Origin of the sequence: Streptomyces sp. NRRL B-24085 (assembly GCF_001282115.1) — a bacterium.
Taxonomy (GTDB): domain Bacteria; phylum Actinomycetota; class Actinomycetes; order Streptomycetales; family Streptomycetaceae; genus Streptomyces.
This window is the reverse complement of sequence record NZ_LJBR01000251.1, coordinates 16,569-35,882: the sequence shown is the minus strand read 5'-3', so window position 1 is coordinate 35,882 and position 19,314 is coordinate 16,569. Positions and strand designations below refer to the sequence as shown.

Here is a 19,314-nt window from a genome sequence, read left to right as displayed (position 1 = left end):
GCCGCGCGGTCCACCTCGGCGCGTTCCGCGGCGCCGTACTTCTCGGGCCGGCCGGGCCGCTCGCCGGGCGGGCAGGCCTCTATCTCGCTGCCGTCGACGGGGTTGACGGTGAGCAGGAAGTCGCCGGCGACGAGCTGCACGGTGCGGGCGAGCGCGGGCGAGTGCTGGCCGAAGTCGGATGTGAGGGAGTCCCTGGGAGGCCGCTGACGCGGCGGACCGCCGTCGTCGTCATGGCCGTACTCCTCGGGTCCCCGGTTGTTCGGGTCCATAGGTTCAAGCCCCCCAAAAGCGTCTCGTGTGCCGTCAGTGGCCCCTCCCGGCCTTGCAGCACACCGCGCTGTCGCTTCTGGTCCGGGCCCGCTGGAAGGGATGCAGACAGCGGGCGACCGAACCCTAAACCTTCGCACAGTATCTACGACAGCCCGGGGTACCGCGCCGTCCGAGACGTCACAGTCTCGTGAGGATTGCGCGGGACCTGCGTTTCGCCACGTCGGTCCGGGTCAGACGCGGGGTAGCGACTCCACGCCGATGCCGCCCTCGATCGCCAGGATCCGGTGCAGCCGGGTGGCGACCAGGAGGCGTTGCATCTGCGGCGGTACGTCGCGCAGCACCAGCCGGCGGCCGCAGCGGCCGGCCCTGCGGTGGGCTCCCATGATCACGCCGAGACCGGTGGCGTCCCAGGAGTCCAGCTCGGACAGGTCGAGCACCAGGTCGCCGACTCCGTCGTCGACGGCCGAGTGCAGGACCGTACGGGCGTCCGCCGCGCTGCGGACGTCGAGGCGGCCCCCGACGACCAGCTCGGCGTGGTCGCCCCTGATGTACATATGCGCTCCCCGTGAGTGCGTGTAGTACTCCACGAATGTGATGTCCAGTGATGACACCTCTGACTGCGCGGGGCGGTCAGAGGTTGCCGTCTGTAAGCGAACCGATACCGAATTCACCCCCGCGTGTGAAACCTGAGGGGTTTGTGCGGTTACGGTGACGGAAAAAGCCGTCAGTGCTTGTAGAAGCCCTGCCCGCTCTTGCGTCCGATGTCACCGGCGTCCACCATCCGGCGCATCAGCTCCGGCGGGGCGAACTTCTCGTCCTGGGACTCGGTGTAGATGTTGCTGGTCGCGTGCAGCAGGATGTCCACGCCGGTCAGGTCCGCCGTGGCCAGCGGGCCCATGGCGTGGCCGAAGCCCAGCTTGCAGGCGAGGTCGATGTCCTCGGCGGTCGCCACGCCCGACTCGTAGAGCTTGGTCGCCTCGACGACGAGGGCGGAGATGAGACGGGTGGTCACGAACCCCGCCACGTCCCGGTTCACCACGATGCAGGTCTTGCCGACGGACTCGGCGAACTCCCGCGCGGTGGCGAGGGTTTCGTCGCTCGTCTTGTAGCCGCGGACCAGCTCGACGAGCTGCATCATCGGCACCGGCGAGAAGAAGTGCACGCCGACGACCCGCTCGGGGTGCTCCGTGGCCGCCGCGATCTTGGTGATCGGGATGGCGGAGGTGTTGGAGGCGAGCACGGCGTCCGGACGGACGATCTTGTCGAGGGCGCGGAAGATCTCGTGCTTGACCTCGAGCTTCTCGAAGACGGCCTCGACGACGACGTCGGCGTCGGCGGCCGCGTCCAGATCGGTGGTCGCGGTGATCCGGGCGAGGGCCGCGTCGGCGTCGTGCGCCTCCAGCTTGCCCTTGCTCACGAACTTGTCGTACGAAGCCTTGATGCCGTCGGTGCCGCGCTTCAACGCCTCGTCGGTGACGTCCCTCAGGACCACGTCCCAGCCCGCCTGGGCGGAGACCTGGGCGATGCCGGAACCCATCAAGCCGGCGCCGATGACGGCAAGCTTCCGTGCCACTGTTGCGACTCCCCTTTGAAACGCCTTACGCCCTGTTTACGTTGCCTCTGCGGCGGACACTAGCGCTCGTGAAGGGCTGTGTGACCGGTTAGTAACGCGCGTCACGTCTCATCTGACGGACATCACACCGGTAGCTGTCACGAGTGGTCTCGTACGGCGTAGTTGAGCACCTTATCGCTCAACAACTCCTCCATGCGGTCGAGAAGCACCAGCGTCTCTCGTGACACTTCGTCCGGTTCGCGCCCCGCGACCATCTCGCGTCCGATGGCGCCCATGACCGTGTGGTGCAGCCAGTTGATCTGACCGGCGATCAGGGCGGGCAGCGGATCGCCGGGGGCGGCGCCGGTCTCCTCGCGCAGGGTCTCCTCCAGGTTCTCCTGGACCTCCTGCTGGATGCTCCACAGCCGGGAGCGCAGCGTGGGCGCGTCCTGGATGACCCGCATGAAGCGGTCGTAGCCCTTCAGCAGGCCGACCCGCGGTGAGACCGCCTCGACCTCGTCGCGCAGTTCCCGCAGGACGGCCGCGGCCGCCGACTCCCCGGCGTCGCGGCCGCGCACCCAGCGCGAGAGCCGGTCGACGACGCCCTTGCTGCGGTCGAGGAAGAGGTCCTCCTTGGCCGGGAAGTAGTTGTAGACGGTGTTGACGGAGACGTTCGCGGCGTCGGCGACCTCGGCGACGGTCACCGCGTCGAACCCGCGCTCGACGAACAGGGCCGTGGCGACGTCCGAGATGTACTGCCGGGTCTGCCGCTTCTTCCGCTCCCTGAGCCCCTCTGCCATGTCGGCATCGTAGACGTTCCTGGGCCTCCTTGATTTTTGGAGTCATTGCAAAATTTCAGGGACTCTGTTTTTCTGGGGGCATGACAGCAGTCATCAGCGCGGCCGGACTGGCCCGCACCTTCCGTACCAAGCACGGGCCCGTCGAGGCCGTCCGCGGCGTCGACCTCACCGTCCGGGCGGGCGAGATCCTCGGCTTCCTCGGCCCGAACGGCGCCGGCAAGACCACCACCCTCCGGATGCTCACGACCCTCCTGGCCCCCACCGGCGGGACCGCCACCGTCGCCGGCCACGACCTCGCGACCGACGCCGCGGGGGTGCGGCGGGCGTGCGGGTACGTGGCCCAGTCGAGCGGGACCGATCCGCAGATCTCCGTGCGGGAGGAACTGGTCACCCAGGGCCGCTTCTACCGGCTGACCAGAGCCCTGGCCGCCGCCCGCGCCGCCGAGTTGGCCCGCGACCTGGACCTCACCGAGCTGCTCGACCGCAGGTGCGGCACGCTCTCCGGCGGTCAGCGCCGCCGCCTCGACATCGCGATGGCGCTCACGCACCGGCCGGAGGTGCTGTTCCTCGACGAACCGACGACGGGACTCGACCCCGGCAGCCGCGCCGACCTGTGGGACCTGATCCGCCGGCTGCGCGACGAGCACGGCACGACCGTCTTCCTGACCACCCACTACCTCGACGAGGCCGACGCCCTCTCCGACCGCCTCGTGATCGTCGACAAGGGCGTGGTCGTGGCCGAGGGCACCCCGAGCGCCCTGAAGCTGGAGCACACGGGCTCGATCGACGCCCCGCTCCAGGACACGTTCCTCGCGATCACGGGCCGGGGTCCGGCCCCGGCCGACGCCGCCCCCGTAGCCGTATAGGAAAGGCCGTACCAAAAAGCCATGCTTCTTCACGACACCGCGATCGTCTACGGCCGCTATCTGCGCCAGTCCCTGCGCTCCCGCTTCGCGCTGCTGTTCGGCGTCCTGATGCCGCTGCTGTACCTGGTGTTCTTCGGTCCGCTGCTCACCGGGCTCCCGCTCGGCGGGCGGGGCAGTTCCTGGCAGGTGCTGGTGCCTGGACTGCTGCTCCAACTCGGACTGTTCGGCGCGCTGTTCGCGGGCTTCATGATCATCCTTGAGAAGGGCCAGGGCATCCTGGAGCGCATGCGGGTGACGCCCGTCAGCCGGCTCGCCCTGCTGCTGGGCAGGGTGCTGCGGGACGCCACGGTCTTCGTCCTCCAGGCGGTGCTGCTGGTGCTGGCCGCCGTCGCCATGGGACTGCGGGCTCCGCTGGCCGGTGTCCTGATCGGCTTCGGGTTCGTCGCCCTGCTGACCGTCTCACTGGCCTCGCTGTCGTACGCGCTGGCGATGAAGGTCCGCACGCCCCAGGAGTTCGGGCCGCTGGTCAACGCGATCAGCATGCCGTCCATGCTGCTGTCCGGCCTGATGCTGCCGATGACCCTGGGCCCGGCCTGGCTGGACGTCCTCTCGCACTTCATGCCGTTCCGCTATCTGGTGGACGCCGTGCGGGACGCGTACGTCGGCGCGTACACCACGGACCACATGCTGTACGGCGTCCTGGTCGCCGTCGGCTTCGCGGGCCTGGCCGTGACGGTCGGCACACGCGTGTTCCGCACGGCCGGGGCGTAATTACGCTGGCCCCATGGTCAATCTGACGCGCATCTACACCAGGACCGGCGACCAGGGCACCACCGCCCTCGGCGACATGAGCCGGGTCGCCAAGACCGATCTGCGGATCTCCGCGTACGCGGACGCCAACGAGGCGAACGCGGTGATCGGCACGGCGATCGCGCTGGGCGGGCTCGACGAGGAGGTCGTCGCGGTTCTGACCCGGGTGCAGAACGACCTCTTCGACGTCGGAGCCGACCTGTCCACGCCCGTGGTCGAGAACCCGCAGTTCCCGCCCCTGCGGGTCGAGCAGTTCTACGTCGACAAGCTGGAGGCGGACTGCGACCGCTTCAACGAGCGGCTAGAGAAGCTCCGCTCCTTCATCCTCCCCGGCGGCACCCCGGGCGCGGCCCTGCTCCACCAGGCCTGCACGGTCGTACGCCGGGCCGAGCGCTCGACGTGGGCGGCCCTCGAAGCCCACGGCGACACGATGAACCCGCTCACCGCGACCTACCTCAACCGGCTCTCGGACCTGCTGTTCATCCTGGCGCGGACGGCCAACAAGGATGTGGGCGACGTCCTGTGGGTGCCCGGCGGGGAGCGTTAACGCTCGCGTTTCGGGAAGAGCGTGTAGCTGCCGGCGACGACCAGGTTGATGGCGATCACCCACAGCATGCGCTGCTGCCAGGCGCGCAACGACTCGGTCTGTCCGTCGCCGACGTACCAGACCGCGGCCTGGAGCAGGGCCGTGGCGACCACCGCGGCGAGGATCCAGCGGCCCGCAACCTTCCACTCGTGGACGGCGCGGGCCGTGCCGTACTTCGGCGGCCTCACCGGCGGCGGGCCGCCCGCGAACCGGTGGGCGACCCGGGCGTCCGCCCATTTGACGGTCGAGTGGCCGAGACCCACGGTGAAGCCGATGTAGACGGCGGCCAGGCCGTGCTTCCAGTCCGGCTCGGCACCGTTCCTCAGGTCGATCGCGGTGACCGTGAACAGCACGAGCTCCAGCAGCGGCTCGCACAGCAGCAGGGCCAGTCCCACCCGCGGCATGCGCAGCACGTAACGGAAGGCCAGCCCCGCTGCCAGCAGCACCCAGAAGGCCACCTCGCACACGACGATCAGTCCGACGACCACGACCGCTCCCTTCGTCCCCCCTCAAGGCTCCCGGCCCGCGCGGTCCCTTTCGTCGTCGGCGGTGAGGAGACCGCCGTACATCGAAAGATGCAGTCCAGGACCGTTCTGCGGGATCAGGCGTGACGGGCGGACACCGTGTTGGATGGGGTCATGGCCCTCCCCCGCCCGCACCGCTTCGACGTGTACATCGCGGTCGGCGGCCTGCTCGGCGGTGTGCTGCTGGTGGGTCTGCGGCTCGCCACCCGGCCCGCCGACGACCCGATCACGCTGTTCGACGGCCCCTGGCCGGTCCTCGTCCCGCTCACCGTGCTGGCCGGCTGCGAGCTGCTGCGCCGCACGGCCCCCCGCACGGCCCTGCTCACCGGCACCGTCGTGATCTGCGCCGACCTGACGACCCAGGGCAACCTCGCCACGGTCCTGATGTTCACCGACGTCGTCTACGCCGCCGTGCTGTACGGCCCGCTCGCCTCGGCCCGGCGCATCCAGTGGATCACCGGGCTGCTGACCGTGGCCGCGACGCTGGTGCCGTTCGCGGTGTGGCGGGTGCCGGAGGCACTGCTGATCGGCGTGGTCGTCGGGGTGGTGGCGTACGCGCCCGCCTCCACCGGCTGGATCGTGCGCAACCACCGGGACGCCGCCGAGGCCGGCCGGTTGCGCGCCGAACAGACCGCGCTGCTCGCCGAGATGGACCGCGCCCAGGCCGTCACCGCCGAACGCGCGCGAATGGCACGGGAGTTGCACGACATGGTCGCCAACCACCTGTCGGCGATCGCCATCCACTCCACGGCCGCGCTCTCCATCGACGAACCGGCCACCTCCCGACAGGCGCTGTCCGTCATCCGGGAGAACAGCGTGGCCGGCCTCGCCGAGATGCGGCGGCTGATCGGCATCCTGCGGGACGGCGACGACGAGCCGGCCGCCGTCCCCACCCTCGACGGCCTCACCGCCCTCGTCGAGGGCGCCCGCGCCAACGGCCTGGACGTCACCCTGGACGCCTGCCACGACGGGACCGTGCCGGCCCCCGTCGAGCTCGCCGCCTACCGGATCGTCCAGGAGTCCCTGACCAACGCCCTCAAGCACGCCCGCCCCGGCCCGGTCACGGTGTCCCTCGCCGAGCTGGACGGTGCGCTGACGGTCGAGGTGAGCAGTCCGTACGGCGACCGGGACGGGCCGCGCGCCCCCGGCTCCGGCACCGGTCTGGTCGGGATGCGGGAGCGGGCCGCGCTGCTGGGCGGCACGTTCGACGCCGGTCCCGAGGGTCCCGGCGGGGCGCGCTGGACCGTACGCGCCACCCTCCCCCTGCGTGAAGGAGTCCCGGAATGATCCGCGTCCTCGTCGCCGAGGACCAGTCCGCCGTGCGCGCCGGACTCGTCCTCATCCTGCGCAGCTCCCCCGGCATCGAGGTGGTCGGTGAGGCGGCGGACGGTGAGCAGGCGGTGGCGCTGGCCCGGGAGCTGCGGCCGGACCTGGTGCTGATGGACGTGCAGATGCCGCGGCTCGACGGGGTGTCGGCGACGCGGCAGGTCGTCGGGGAGGGACTCGCGGACGTCCTCGTGCTGACCACCTTCGACCTCGACGAGTACGTGTTCGGGGCGCTGCGGGCCGGCGCGGCCGGTTTCCTGCTGAAGAACACGGAGGCGAAGGACCTGATCGAGGCCGTGCGCACGGTGGCCCGGGGAGAGGGCATCGTCGCCCCGGCCGTCACCCGGCGGCTGATCGCCGAGTTCGCGGCCGGGCCGGTGCGCGGGACGAGCGCCGACCCGGCCGTCCTCGACACCCTCACCCGCCGGGAGCGCGAGGTGCTCTCCTGTCTCGGGGAGGGACTGTCCAACGCCGACATCGCGGGCCGCCTCGACATGGCGGAGGCGACCGTGAAGACACACGTCAGCCGGCTGCTGGGGAAGCTGGAGCTGCGCAGCCGGGTGCAAGCGGCGGTTCTCGCTCAGGAGTTGGGGGTTTAGACGGCGTCCGCCCATGAGAGTGGTCCAGACCTATTGACCCGTGGTCCAGACCTTTCTATTCTCGCGGCACCGTGGGTGTGAAGGCTCAGTCACGCCCCCAACTCCCCTAGGAGGCGCACGATGCGCTTCAGACACAGAGCCGCGGCAGGGTTCGCGACGCTGTTGCTCCCCTTCGCCGGCCTGGTCGGCCTGGCGAGCCCCGCCCAGGCCGCGACCTCCGCCACCGCGACCTACGCCAAGACCCAGGACTGGGGCACCGGCTTCGAGGGCAAGTGGACGGTGAAGAACACCGGTACCACCAGCCTCAGTTCCTGGACCGTCGAGTGGGACTTCCCCTCCGGCACCTCCGTCAGCTCCGCCTGGGACGCCGACGTCACCTCCTCCGGCACCCACTGGACCGCCAAGAACAAGTCCTGGAACGGCACCCTCGCCCCCGGCGCCTCCGTCTCCTTCGGCTTCAACGGCGCCGGCAGCGGATCCCCCGCCAACTGCAAGCTGAACGGCGGCAGTTGTGACGGCGGCTCCACCCCGGGCGACGCGGCACCGTCCGCCCCCGGCACCCCCACCGCCTCCGACGTCACCAACACCTCGGTGAAGCTGGCCTGGAGCGCGGCCACCGACGACAAGGGCGTCAAGAACTACGACGTGCTGCGCGACGGCGCCAGGGTGGCGACCGTGACGACGACGTCGTACACGGACACCGGCCTCACCGCCGGCACCTCCTACTCGTACACCGTGCAGGCCCGTGACACCGCCGACCAGACGGGACCGGCCAGCGGGGCGGTCGCGGTCAAGACCACCGGCGGCACCACCGACCCGCCGCCCACCGGCGACAAGGTCAAGCTCGGCTACTTCACCGAGTGGGGCGTCTACGGCCGCAACTACCACGTCAAGAACCTGGTGACCTCGGGCTCCGCCTCGAAGATCACCCACATCAACTACGCGTTCGGCAACGTCAAGAACGGTCAGTGCACCGTCGACGACACCTACGCCGCCTACGACAAGGCCTACACCGCCGACCAGTCCGTCAGCGGCACCGCCGACACCTGGGACCAGCCGCTGCGCGGCAACTTCAACCAGCTGCGCCAGCTCAAGGCGAAGTACCCGCACATCAAGGTGCTGTACTCCTTCGGCGGCTGGACCTACTCCGGCGGCTTCGGCCAGGCCGCGCAGAACCCGGCCGCGTTCGCCAAGTCCTGCAAGGCGGTCGTGGAGGACCCCCGCTGGGCCGATGTCTTCGACGGCATCGACATCGACTGGGAGTACCCCAACGCCTGCGGCCTGACCTGTGACACCTCCGGCGCCGCCGCCTTCAAGAACCTGATGTCCGCGCTGCGCACCGAGTTCGGCTCGAACTACCTGGTCACCGCGGCCATCACGGCCGACGGCTCGTCCGGCGGCAAGATCGACGCGGCCGACTACGGCGGCGCCTCCCAGTACCTCAACTGGTACAACGTGATGACGTACGACTACTTCGGCGCCTTCAACGCGCAGGGCCCGACCGCCCCGCACTCGCCGCTGACCTCGTACGCCGGCATCCCGCAGGCGGGCTTCAACTCCGCCGACGCGATCGCCAAGCTGAAGTCGAAGGGCGTCGCCTCGAACAAGCTGCTGCTCGGCATCGGCTTCTACGGCCGCGGCTGGACCGGCGTCACCCAGGCCGCCCCCGGCGGCTCGGCGACCGGCGCGGCACCCGGCACCTACGAGGCGGGCATCGAGGACTACAAGATCCTCAAGAACTCATGCCCCGCAACCGGCACCATCGCGGGCACGGCGTACGCCTACTGCGGCAACAACTGGTGGTCCTACGACACTCCCGCCACGATCGCCGGGAAGATGGCCTGGGCCAAGAACCAGGGCCTCGGCGGCGCGTTCTTCTGGGAGTTCAGCGGCGACACGAGCAACGGCGAGCTGGTGAGCGCCATCAACAGCGGCCTGAGCTGAACCACGATCCACTGAGGGCGCGCGGCCTGGTGCCGCGCGCCTTCGGCGTACTCCCCCCGGTCAGCGCGCCGGTCAGCGCGTCCTCGCTCATGGCCAGCTCAAGGCGGGTGCCGCGGTGCAGACAGGTCAGGATCACGGCGTCGGAGAGGAGGGCCATCTCCTCCTCCCCGTCGGGAAGACGGCGGCCGGCCACCTCGATTGCGGCCCGCTCCAGGACGCGGCGCGGGCGATAGGCGTAGGAGAAGACGCGGTACCACTCGACGCGGTCGCCGTTGTAGCGGGCCACGCCGTAGCTCCAGCCCTTGCCGCTGGTGTCGGTCTTCTCCGGGACGTCCCAGCGCAGGGAACAGTCGAAGGTGCCACCGGAGCGCTGGATGAGTCTGCGCCGCAGACCGAAGACGAACAGCCCCAGTACCACCAGGGCCACGACGATTCCGCACACAGTCAGAGCGAGGACCATCGACACCGACCTCCTCGTCTCCTAGGTACCTTCAATAGGTAACGGAACGGAAAAAACATCCAGATCTGCCTCAGCCGCGGCCGGCTCCGGATCACTCCGGTGCCGGCCGCGGCTGAGGGACGTCATACGGCTCCGCGCGGTCTCAGCGCGTCGCCGCCGCACGCAGTCGTACGTCCGCGCGACGCTCGGCGGCGGCATCGCCCTCCGCCTTCGCGCGCTCCAGCTCCCGCTCCGCGCGCTGGACGTCGATCTCGTCCGACAGCTCGGCGATCTCGGCCAGCAGCGACAGCTTGTTGTCGGCGAACGAGATGAAACCGCCGTGCACCGCGGCGACGACCGTCCCGCCGTCGCTCGTGCGGATGGTCACCGGGCCCGACTCCAGCACACCGAGCAGCGGCTGGTGACCGGGCATGACGCCGATGTCGCCGGACGTGGTGCGCGCGACGACCAGGGTGGCCTCGCCGGACCAGACCTCTCGGTCGGCCGCGACCAGCGCGACGTGCAGCTCAGCAGCCAAGGTGGCTCCTCGGGTCACCACCCGGCGGTTCGGCCGGGTGTTGGTTACAAGTCTAGTGGGCGTGAATGAGGGGGCGGGACGTGCCCCGCCCCCTCAAGTGTGAACCACAGGGTTCACTCAGAACTCAGGCAGTTCAGGAGACGCCGAGCTCCTTGGCGTTGGCCTTGAGGTCCTCCAGGCCACCGCACATGAAGAACGCCTGCTCCGGGAAGTGGTCGAACTCGCCGTCACAGATCGCGTTGAACGCGGTGATCGACTCGTCCAGCGGCACGTCCGAACCGTCGACGCCGGTGAACTGCTTGGCGACGTGGGTGTTCTGGGACAGGAAGCGCTCGACGCGGCGGGCACGCTGGACGACCAGCTTGTCCTCCTCGCTGAGCTCGTCGATGCCGAGGATCGCGATGATGTCCTGGAGGTCCTTGTACTTCTGGAGGATCCCCTTGACGCGCATGGCGGTCTCGTAGTGGTCCTGCGCGATGTAGCGCGGGTCCAGGATCCGGGACGTGGAGTCCAGCGGGTCCACGGCCGGGTAGATGCCCTTCTCGGAGATCGGACGGGACAGAACCGTCGTCGCGTCGAGGTGGGCGAAGGTGGTGGCCGGGGCCGGGTCGGTCAGGTCGTCCGCGGGGACGTAGATCGCCTGCATCGAGGTGATCGAGTGACCACGGGTCGAGGTGATGCGCTCCTGGAGGAGACCCATCTCGTCGGCCAGGTTCGGCTGGTAGCCCACCGCGGAGGGCATACGGCCGAGCAGGGTCGACACCTCGGAACCGGCCTGCGTGAAGCGGAAGATGTTGTCGATGAAGAACAGCACGTCCTGCTTCTGCACATCGCGGAAGTACTCCGCCATGGTCAGACCGGCAAGGGCCACGCGCAGACGGGTGCCCGGGGGCTCGTCCATCTGGCCGAAGACCAGCGCGGTCTTGTCGATGACGCCGGAGTCCGACATCTCCTCGATGAGGTCGTTGCCCTCACGGGTGCGCTCACCGACACCGGCGAACACGGAGACACCGTCGTGGTTGTTGGCGACGCGGTAGATCATCTCCTGGATGAGCACCGTCTTGCCGACGCCGGCACCACCGAACAGACCGATCTTTCCACCCTTGACGTACGGGGTGAGGAGGTCGATGACCTTGACGCCGGTCTCGAACATCTCGGTCTTCGACTCGAGCTCGTCGAAGTTCGGGGCCTTGCGGTGGATGGACCAGCGCTCGCCCTCGTACTGCTCGTCGACGTTCAGCACCTCACCGAGGGTGTTGAACACCTTGCCCTTGGTGAAGTCGCCGACCGGGACGGTGATGCCCGTGCCGGTGTCGGTGACCGGGGCCTGGCGGACCAGACCGTCGGTGGGCTGCATGGAGATGGTGCGGACCAGGCCGTCACCCAGGTGCTGGGCGACCTCCAGGGTCAGCGTCTTCTTCGCGCCGTCCTGGGCCGGGTCGGCCACCTCGACGTGAAGGGCGTTGTAAATCTCCGGCATCGCGTCGACGGGGAACTCCACGTCGACGACCGGGCCGATGACCCGGGCGACGCGGCCCGTGGCAACGGCCGTCTCAACTGTCGTCGTCATTACCTGTCACTCCCCGCGGTCGCGTCGGCCAGGGCTGCGGAGCCACCGACGATCTCGCTGATTTCCTGGGTGATTTCGGCCTGGCGGGCCGCGTTGGCAAGTCGGGAGAGCGTGGTGATGAGCTCTCCCGCGTTGTCGGTGGCCGACTTCATCGCGCGCCGCGTGGCGGCGTGCTTGGAGGCGGCCGACTGGAGCAGCGCGTTGTAGATGCGGCTCTCCACGTAGCGCGGCAGCAGGGCGTCGAGGACGTCCTCCGCCGAGGGCTCGAAGTCGTAGAGCGGGAGGATCTCGCCCTGCGGCTTGGCCTCCTTCGCCACCTCTTCGAGGCTGAGCGGCAGCAGACGGTCGTCGAGCGCCGTCTGCGTCATCATCGAGACGAACTCGGTGAAGACGATGTGGAGTTCGTCCACACCACCCTCGGCCGTGTCCTTCTCGATGGCCTCGATCAGCGGGGCCGCGACCTTCTTGGCGTCCGCGTACGTGGGCTCGTCGGTGAAGCCGCTCCACGACTCCGCGATCTTGCGCTCACGGAAGTTGTAGTGCGCGACACCCCGGCGGCCGACGACGTAGATCTCGACCTCCTGGCCCTCGCGCTCCAGCCGTGCCGTCAGCTGCTCCGCGGCCTTGATGGCGTTGGAGTTGAAGGCGCCGGCCAGACCGCGGTCGCTCGTCAGGAGCAGCACCGCGGACCGCGTGACCGTGTCGGCCTTCGTGGTCAGCGGGTGCTTCGTGTTCGAGCCGGTACCGACCGCCGTCACCGCGCGCGTCAGTTCCTGCGCGTACGGCGCCGAGGCCGCCACCTTGCGCTGCGCCTTGATGACGCGCGAGGCGGCGATCATCTCCATCGCCTTGGTGATCTTCTTGGTCGCGGTGACGGATCGGATGCGACGCTTGTAGACCCGGAGCTGGGCTCCCATGAGTCAGGTCCCTTCCTTACGTCACTTGGCCGCGGCCGGGGCGTCCTCGCCGAGAAGCTTGCCGTCCGAGGTCTCGAACTGCTTCTTGAAGTCGGCGATCGCGTCGGCAACAGCGGTGAGGGTGTCGTCCGACATCTTGCCGCCCTCCTTGATGGAGGTCATGAGGCCCTGCTCCTTGCGGTGCAGGTACTCCAGCAGCTCCTTCTCGAAGCGGCGGATGTCGTTGACCGGCACGTCGTCCATCTTGCCGGTGGTGCCGGCCCAGACGGAGACGACCTGGTCCTCGGTCGCCATCGGCTGGTACTGGGCCTGCTTCAGCAGCTCGACCATGCGCTGGCCGCGCTCCAGCTGCGCCTTCGACGCGGCGTCCAGGTCGGAACCGAAGGCGGCGAACGCCTCCAGCTCACGGAACTGGGCGAGGTCCACGCGCAGACGACCGGAGACCTGCTTCATCGCCTTGTGCTGCGCGGAACCACCGACTCGGGAGACGGAGATACCGACGTTCAGCGCGGGGCGCTGACCGGCGTTGAACAGGTCCGACTCCAGGAAGCACTGTCCGTCGGTGATGGAGATGACGTTGGTCGGGATGAACGCCGAGACGTCGTTGGCCTTGGTCTCGACGATCGGCAGACCGGTCATCGAGCCCGCGCCCATCTCGTCGGAGAGCTTGGCGCAGCGCTCCAGCAGACGGGAGTGCAGGTAGAAGACGTCACCCGGGTAGGCCTCACGGCCCGGCGGGCGGCGCAGCAGCAGGGACACGGCGCGGTAGGCGTCGGCCTGCTTCGAGAGGTCGTCGAAGATGATGAGGACGTGCTTGCCCTCGTACATCCACTGCTGGCCGATGGCCGAACCGGTGTACGGCGCCAGGTACTTGAAGCCGGCCGGGTCGGACGCCGGAGCGGCGACGATGGTCGTGTACTCCAGCGCGCCGGCCTCTTCGAGGGCGCCACGCACGGAGGCGATGGTCGAGCCCTTCTGGCCGATGGCGACGTAGACGCAGCGGACCTGCTTCTTCGGGTCGCCGGAGCGCCAGTTGTCACGCTGGTTGATGATCGTGTCGACGGCCAGGGCGGTCTTGCCGGTCTGACGGTCACCGATGATCAGCTGACGCTGGCCACGGCCGATCGGGGTCATCGCGTCGACGGCCTTGTAGCCGGTCTCCATCGGCTCGTGCACCGACTTACGGGCCATGACGCCCGGAGCCTGCAGCTCAAGCGCGCGACGACCACTGGTCTCGATCTCGCCGAGGCCGTCGATCGGGTTGCCGAGCGGGTCGACGACACGACCGAGGTAGCCCTCGCCGACGGCCACGGAGAGGACCTCACCGGTACGGGAGACCGGCTGACCCTCCTCGATACCGCTGAACTCGCCGAGGACGATGGCGCCGATCTCGCGCTCTTCCAGGTTGAGCGCGAGGCCGAGGGTGCCGTCCTCGAACTTCAGCAGTTCGTTGGCCATGGCCGAGGGCAGACCCTCGATCTTCGCGATGCCGTCGCCGGCAAGGGTGACCGTACCGACCTCCTCGCGCGAGGCCGCGTCCGGCTTGTACGACTGGACGAAGTTCTCCAGCGCGTCCCGGATCTCCTCCGGCCGGATCGTGAGCTCCGCCATCTGGGTTCCCTGCTCTCCTTGTTGGGCCCGAAGTTTCACTTTGGGGGTCTGGGGGCGACCCCCAGGATTCTTCATGTACGGCCCAACCAGGGCCGTCGTCCGTACGTACTGCTATGAAGTTGCTGCTAGCCCGCCAGGCGGCGGCCGGCGTCCTCGATGCGGTCCGCGACGGAGCCGTTGATGACCTCGTCGCCGACCTGCACCCGGATCCCGCCGAGGACCTCGGGGTCCACGTCGAGGTTGAGGTGCATCTGACGGCCGTAGAGCTTCGCCAGGGCACCGCCCAGACGCAGTTTCTGCTGGTCGCTCAGCGGAACCGCCGAGGTGACCACGGCCACCATGCGGTCCCGGCGCTCGGCGGCGAGCTTGGACAGGAACTCCAGTCCCGCTTCCAGGCTACGTCCCCGGGGCGCGGCCACGAGGCGCGTCACCAGACGCTCGGTCGTCGCATCGGCACGGCCGCCGAGCAGGCTGCGCAGCAGCTCGCCCTTGGCCGACGCCGTCGCGGCGCGGTTCGTCAGCGCGGCGCGCAGCTCGGTGTTCGAGGAGACGATCCGGCCGAACCGGAACAGCTCGTCCTCGACGTTGTCGAGCTTGCCCCGCCGCTGGGCGGCGGTGAGGTCGGCGATGCTCGCCAGCTCCTCCAGCGCGTCCACCAGGTCGCGCGACTGCGACCAGCGGGAGCGCACCATGCCGGCCACCAGGTCCGCGGCGGCGCCGCCGACCTGCGTGCCGATCAGGCGCTGGGCCAGTTCGGCCTTGGCCTCGCCGGCCTGCGCCGGGTCGGTCAGGACCCGACGCAGCGACACCTCGCGGTCCAGCAGCGCGGTGACGGAGGCCAGCTCGTCGGCGAGCGAGCCGGCGTCCACGGACGTGTTGTCCGTCAGCGCATCGAGACGCTCGCGTGCGGCTGCCAGGGCCTCGCGGCTCGCTCCGTGCGCCGTCATCGGGCCGCCTCGGCCGTCTCCTCGAGGTCGTCGAGGAAGCGGTCGATCACGCGGCTCTGCCGGGCGTGGTCCTCGAGGGACTCGCCGACGAGCTTGCCGGCCAGTTCGGTGGCGAGCTTGCCGACGTCCTGGCGCAGCGCGGACGCGGCGGCCTTGCGGTCGGCCTCGATCTGCGCGTGACCGGCGGCGACGATCTCCTCGCGCTGCCGCTGGCCTTCCGCGCGCATCTCGGCGATGAGCGTGGCGCCCTGCTCCTGAGCCTCCTGGCGCAGGCGCGCGGCCTCGTGGCGGGCCTCGGCGAGCTGTGCCTTGTACTGCTCAAGGACGCTCTGGGCCTCGGTCTGCGCGGCCTCGGCCTTCTCGATACCGCCCTCGATGGCCTCGCGACGCTCTTCCAGAACCTTGTTGATGGTCGGGAGGAGCTTCTTGGCGAGGAAGCCGAAGACGATGACGAAGGCGATCAGGCCGATGACGAGCTCCGGCCACGGCGGAATGAGGGGATTCTCCTTCTCCGCCTCGGCCGCAAGCTGAACCAGTGCGTGGTTCACATCAGTGCCTTTCGTCGAATGGGGCTGTCGTCGTGGTTCGTCTTAGTAGACGAACGGCATGACGAGGCCGATGAGGGCCAGCGCCTCACAGAACGCGAAGCCGAGGATCTGGTTACCGCGGATGAGGCCGGCCGCCTCGGGCTGGCGGGCGAGGGCCTGGGTGCCGTTGCCGAAGATGATGCCGACGCCGACGCCCGGGCCGATCGCGGCGAGGCCGTAACCGATGGAGCCGAGGTTGCCTTCGACCGCAGCGAGGGTCTGGAGAGCGGACATGCCGGTTCTTCCTTCTCTTTCAGTGACCGGTGGGGGTTGGCCACCGGATGTCTCTGGGGTGTGGCGGGACGGTGCTCAGTGGTGCTCGGCGAGCGCGCCCTGGATGTAGGTGCAGGTCAGGAGGACGAAAACGTACGCCTGGACCGCCTGGATGAAGAGCTCGAAGGCCGTCATCACGATGACCATCACGAACGAGACGCCGGAGTAGGCGATGCCGATGCCGTTCAGCATGTACCAGCTGGCGATCGTGAAGAGCAGCAGCAGGGTGTGGCCGGCGAACATGTTCGCGAAGAGTCGCACGGCGTGCGTGAACGGGCGCACCAGCAGGTTCGAGAAGAACTCGATGACCATGGCCAGCGGGAGCACGGCGCCGAGCGACTTGTCGTAGCCCGTCACGTTCTTGAAGAAACCGACGAAGCCGTGCCGCTTGAAGGTCAGCGAGACCCAGGTGATGTAGACGATCGCGGCCAGCACTGCCGGGTAGGCGATGATCGACGTCACCGGGAAGGAGGCCACCGGGATGATCGACCACAGGTTGAGCATCCAGATGAAGAAGAACAGCGAGACGGCGAGCGGTACGTACTTCTCGCCCTCCTTCTTGCCGATCGTCTCGTAAACGACGCCGCGGCGGACGAAGTCGTAGCCGGCCTCGGCGATCATCTGGAGCTTGCCGGGGACGACCTTCGGACGGGCGAAGGCGGCCCAGAAGAAGCCCACGATGATGACCGAGCCGAGCAGGGCCAGCAGCATCGGCTTGTTGAAGTAGAGGCCGTTGCCGTCCGCGTCGCCCCACAGGGGCTCGAACATGAACGAGTGCAGGCCCGGAGCCGGGAAGCCACACCCGTCGAACAGGTGACAGCTCGTGTCGAAAGCGAGCGTCTGCGTCGGGTCAGCACTCACCGCGGGCTCCTTCGTCGTGGCGCATAGGTACGGCAACCTCGTTGTGTCGGCGCGGCGGTAGGCCGCAGTTCGGCACGGGACTGGTGGAACGGATGTGGGGGCGGCCGGGGGGCATCGAGCCTCGCGTTCGAGCAGGCGTCAGCTCGGATGCCCGCGCCCGCGATGCCGCAGTTGGCACCGGACGATAGCAGGGTCTCTCAGTCGCATTTATCCCGGCCCTACCTCTCACGACGAGTGCCCCGTTTTTTCGGGCTTGGAGCCCGAATCGGGTTCGACGTAGAGGATCTTGGACTTCATGTGGGCGCGTGTCTGTGCGGCGATCCAGGTGAGGGTGCCGACGACGAGCGTGAGAGCGAAAGCCTTGGGGTGGAACAGCGTGGTGTTCTTGAACACCGCGACGAAGACGAACAGCAGCAGGATCTGAGCCGTGTAGAGCATCAGGCCCATCGCCTGGAAGAGGTGCGGAAGCGATTTGGCAGTGCGCTGCAGGACGTAGAGGCCGATGCCCATGAAGAGGATCACGACCAGCGTCGCCACTCCCGCCCCGACCGCGCCCTTGCCACCGGCGACCACACCGCTGACGACGGCGGCGACAGCGCCGACGGCAGCCGTGGGCACGGCGGCCTGAGCCAGGATCCGGACGTCGTTGGACGGCATGGCGGCAACTCCGCTTTCAAAGGGGGGGTGTGTCGTCATGGACGAGCGTAGTCCCGGGCTGAGAGTGACCCTCACGCCAAGGGGCCGTCGCACTACGGTCCTTCGGCTCTGTCCCGGGTTCTCGTGAACCGTATCACAAACTATTTGATGCGGTCTTTACCTAGAAGGTGTGCCTGCTGTCACACATGAGAGTGAAGCTGCGCGTCTGTGCAAGAACGCGGTCGAGTTGTCTGGTATGAGGGCGATTTGTCACCCCGATGAAATCCCACGCGTTGGCAATGCTTTAGTCAGATTCTTACCTTGGGCGTCAGCGCGTGGTCTCGGCCTTACGCCTCTCCGGGACGTGGGAACGAGCGCCCAGCGCGGTCGCGCCGTTGACACCCGCCACTCCCACGGCCACCGGAGCGCGCTGCTCCGGCTCGGCGGGCTCCGCGGCCACGGCACGCCGCCGGCGGCGGTAGCGCGGCGGCACGATGTGCTGGGCCCACATCGGGACGCGCGGGGTGAAGCGCGGCAGCAGGAGCAGCACCAGCCCGATCGCGCTGAGGAACACGACGCCGAGCACGATCCACATGGACGCGGAGTTCACCGAGTAGGCGAGCGAGCCGAACGCGATCAGCGCCGACCAGAAGTACATGATCCACACCGCCCGGCTGTGCGAGTGCCCGATCTCCAGGAGCCGGTGGTGCAGATGCCCGCGGTCGGCGGCGAACGGCGACTGACCGCGCCAGGTGCGCCGCACGATCGCCGAGATCAGGTCGGCGGCCGGCACCGCGATGATGGTCAGCGGCAGCAGCAGCGGGATGTAGACGGGCACCGTCTGGTGCACGGCCGCCTTCTCGGAGCCGGCGAACAGCTTGAGGGCGTCCGGGTCGATCTGCCCGGTGATGGAGATCGCGCCCGCCGCCAGCACCAGGCCGATGAGCATCGAACCGGAGTCGCCCATGAAGATCCGCGCGGGGTGCATGTTGTGCGGCAGGAAGCCCAGGCACATGCCCATCAGGATCGCCGAGAACAGCGTGGCCGGGGCGGCCGCCTCGATGCCGTACGAGTACCAGATGCGGTAGGCGTACAGGAAGAACGCCGCCGCCGCGATGCAGACCATGCCGGCCGCGAGACCGTCGAGGCCGTCGACGAAGTTCACCGCGTTGATGGTGATGACGACCAACGCGACCGTCAGCAGGGTGCCCTGCCACTGGGTCAGCGCGACCGAGCCGACGCTGGGGATGGGCAGCCACAGGATCGTCAGACCCTGCATGACCATCACGCCCGCGGCGATCATCTGGCCGCCCAGCTTGATCAGGGCGTCGATCTCGAACTTGTCGTCCAGGACGCCGATCAGCCAGATCAGGGCCGCCCCGGAGAGCAGCGCGCGCGGTTCGTTCGACTTCTCGAAGACCTCACTGAGGTTGGTCAGGTGGTCGGCGACCAGCAGGCCCGCGCACAGTCCGAAGAACATGGCGATACCGCCGAGCCGCGGAGTCGGTTCCCGGTGCACGTCACGGGCCCTGATCTCCGGCATCGCTCCGGCCACGATCGCGAACTTCCGTACCGGCCCTGTCAGCAGATACGTCACCGCGGCCGTGATGCAGAGCGTCAGCAGGTATTCACGCACAGGCTTCCCCACAGGTCTCGCT

At 68.8% G+C, this 19,314-nt stretch carries 21 protein-coding genes and 1 pseudogene; 6 read left to right on the top strand and 16 right to left on the bottom strand.

What is annotated here, in order from left to right:
- The 4 genes and pseudogenes from AOJ26_RS26040 to AOJ26_RS26025 all read right to left on the bottom strand — a co-directional run.
- Nucleotides 1–269: pseudogene (locus AOJ26_RS26040) on the bottom strand (ATP-binding protein); the annotation flags it as partial.
- Between the two features lie 231 nt (nucleotides 270–500).
- Nucleotides 501–824 (bottom strand): STAS domain-containing protein, encoded by a 324-nt coding sequence (locus tag AOJ26_RS26035; RefSeq protein WP_031040714.1) that lies wholly within the window; start codon nucleotides 822–824, stop codon nucleotides 501–503.
- Between the two features lie 170 nt (nucleotides 825–994).
- Nucleotides 995–1,843, bottom strand: a complete 849-nt coding sequence (locus tag AOJ26_RS26030) for a 3-hydroxyacyl-CoA dehydrogenase family protein (protein ID WP_053850778.1) — start codon at nucleotides 1,841–1,843, stop codon at nucleotides 995–997.
- 137 nt (nucleotides 1,844–1,980) lie between these two features.
- Entirely contained in the window at nucleotides 1,981–2,622 is a 642-nt protein-coding gene (locus AOJ26_RS26025) for a TetR/AcrR family transcriptional regulator (protein ID WP_053850777.1), read from the bottom strand.
- Nucleotides 2,623–2,702: 80 nt separating this feature from the next.
- Between AOJ26_RS26025 and AOJ26_RS26020 the strand changes: the two genes are divergently transcribed.
- Genes AOJ26_RS26020 through AOJ26_RS26010 form a run of 3 tightly spaced genes read left to right on the top strand, consistent with a single transcriptional unit; the run spans nucleotide 2,703 to nucleotide 4,845 of the window.
- The gene (locus AOJ26_RS26020; RefSeq protein WP_053850776.1) at nucleotides 2,703–3,488 is read left to right on the top strand and encodes an ABC transporter ATP-binding protein; all 786 of its coding nucleotides are present in this window, start codon (nucleotides 2,703–2,705) and stop codon (nucleotides 3,486–3,488) included.
- A 21-nt stretch (nucleotides 3,489–3,509) separates the two neighbouring features.
- Nucleotides 3,510–4,259, top strand: coding sequence for an ABC transporter permease (locus AOJ26_RS26015; protein WP_053850775.1), 750 nt, complete (start codon nucleotides 3,510–3,512; stop codon nucleotides 4,257–4,259).
- Nucleotides 4,260–4,272: 13 nt separating this feature from the next.
- The gene (locus AOJ26_RS26010; protein WP_053850774.1) at nucleotides 4,273–4,845 is read left to right on the top strand and encodes a cob(I)yrinic acid a,c-diamide adenosyltransferase; all 573 of its coding nucleotides are present in this window, start codon (nucleotides 4,273–4,275) and stop codon (nucleotides 4,843–4,845) included.
- Here AOJ26_RS26010 and AOJ26_RS26005 read toward each other — a convergent pair.
- Nucleotides 4,842–5,372 (bottom strand): hypothetical protein, encoded by a 531-nt coding sequence (locus AOJ26_RS26005; protein ID WP_053850773.1) that lies wholly within the window; start codon nucleotides 5,370–5,372, stop codon nucleotides 4,842–4,844. The genes AOJ26_RS26010 and AOJ26_RS26005 overlap by 4 nt on opposite strands.
- Nucleotides 5,373–5,522: 150 nt before the next feature.
- Between AOJ26_RS26005 and AOJ26_RS26000 the strand changes: the two genes are divergently transcribed.
- From AOJ26_RS26000 to AOJ26_RS25990, 3 genes are all read left to right on the top strand, one after another.
- Nucleotides 5,523–6,695: a sensor histidine kinase gene (locus AOJ26_RS26000; RefSeq protein ID WP_053850772.1), complete on the top strand. Its 1,173-nt coding sequence runs from the start codon at nucleotides 5,523–5,525 to the stop codon at nucleotides 6,693–6,695.
- Nucleotides 6,692–7,333: a response regulator gene (locus AOJ26_RS25995; protein WP_053850771.1), complete on the top strand. Its 642-nt coding sequence runs from the start codon at nucleotides 6,692–6,694 to the stop codon at nucleotides 7,331–7,333. The genes AOJ26_RS26000 and AOJ26_RS25995 overlap by 4 nt, the downstream gene beginning before the upstream one ends.
- Nucleotides 7,334–7,453: 120 nt before the next feature.
- Nucleotides 7,454–9,277 (top strand): glycoside hydrolase family 18 chitinase, encoded by a 1,824-nt coding sequence (locus AOJ26_RS25990; protein WP_053850770.1) that lies wholly within the window; start codon nucleotides 7,454–7,456, stop codon nucleotides 9,275–9,277.
- Here the strand turns inward: AOJ26_RS25990 and AOJ26_RS25985 are convergent.
- The 11 genes from AOJ26_RS25985 to AOJ26_RS25935 form a co-directional block, all read right to left on the bottom strand.
- Nucleotides 9,258–9,737, bottom strand: a complete 480-nt coding sequence (locus AOJ26_RS25985; protein WP_234358671.1) for a DUF2550 domain-containing protein — start codon at nucleotides 9,735–9,737, stop codon at nucleotides 9,258–9,260. The two genes, AOJ26_RS25990 and AOJ26_RS25985, sit on opposite strands and share 20 nt — an antisense overlap.
- A gap of 142 nt (nucleotides 9,738–9,879) precedes the next feature.
- Entirely contained in the window at nucleotides 9,880–10,254 is a 375-nt protein-coding gene (locus AOJ26_RS25980) for a F0F1 ATP synthase subunit epsilon (protein ID WP_053850769.1), read from the bottom strand.
- A 133-nt stretch (nucleotides 10,255–10,387) separates the two neighbouring features.
- Nucleotides 10,388–11,824 (bottom strand): F0F1 ATP synthase subunit beta, encoded by a 1,437-nt coding sequence (atpD, locus tag AOJ26_RS25975; RefSeq protein ID WP_053850768.1) that lies wholly within the window; start codon nucleotides 11,822–11,824, stop codon nucleotides 10,388–10,390.
- Nucleotides 11,824–12,741 (bottom strand): F0F1 ATP synthase subunit gamma, encoded by a 918-nt coding sequence (locus AOJ26_RS25970; RefSeq protein ID WP_053850767.1) that lies wholly within the window; start codon nucleotides 12,739–12,741, stop codon nucleotides 11,824–11,826. Before AOJ26_RS25970 ends, atpD begins: the two co-directional genes overlap by 1 nt.
- Nucleotides 12,742–12,762: 21 nt before the next feature.
- Nucleotides 12,763–14,352, bottom strand: coding sequence for a F0F1 ATP synthase subunit alpha (gene atpA, locus AOJ26_RS25965; protein WP_053850766.1), 1,590 nt, complete (start codon nucleotides 14,350–14,352; stop codon nucleotides 12,763–12,765).
- A 125-nt stretch (nucleotides 14,353–14,477) separates the two neighbouring features.
- Nucleotides 14,478–15,299, bottom strand: a complete 822-nt coding sequence (locus AOJ26_RS25960; RefSeq protein ID WP_053850765.1) for a F0F1 ATP synthase subunit delta — start codon at nucleotides 15,297–15,299, stop codon at nucleotides 14,478–14,480.
- The gene (locus AOJ26_RS25955; protein ID WP_179200221.1) at nucleotides 15,296–15,847 is read right to left on the bottom strand and encodes a F0F1 ATP synthase subunit B; all 552 of its coding nucleotides are present in this window, start codon (nucleotides 15,845–15,847) and stop codon (nucleotides 15,296–15,298) included. Before AOJ26_RS25955 ends, AOJ26_RS25960 begins: the two co-directional genes overlap by 4 nt.
- 42 nt (nucleotides 15,848–15,889) lie before the next feature.
- Nucleotides 15,890–16,120 carry an ATP synthase subunit C gene (locus AOJ26_RS25950; protein WP_031040683.1) on the bottom strand — a complete coding sequence of 77 codons (231 nt, stop codon included), beginning with the start codon at nucleotides 16,118–16,120 and terminating at the stop codon, nucleotides 15,890–15,892.
- Between the two features lie 75 nt (nucleotides 16,121–16,195).
- On the bottom strand, nucleotides 16,196–17,020 hold the full coding sequence (gene atpB / locus AOJ26_RS25945; protein WP_053850764.1) for a F0F1 ATP synthase subunit A: 825 nt from the start codon (nucleotides 17,018–17,020) through the stop codon (nucleotides 16,196–16,198).
- Nucleotides 17,021–17,245: 225 nt separating this feature from the next.
- On the bottom strand, nucleotides 17,246–17,677 hold the full coding sequence (locus AOJ26_RS25940) for a hypothetical protein (protein ID WP_053850763.1): 432 nt from the start codon (nucleotides 17,675–17,677) through the stop codon (nucleotides 17,246–17,248).
- 307 nt (nucleotides 17,678–17,984) lie between these two features.
- Nucleotides 17,985–19,292 (bottom strand): MraY family glycosyltransferase, encoded by a 1,308-nt coding sequence (locus AOJ26_RS25935; protein ID WP_053850762.1) that lies wholly within the window; start codon nucleotides 19,290–19,292, stop codon nucleotides 17,985–17,987.
- Nucleotides 19,293–19,314 lie beyond the last annotated feature (22 nt).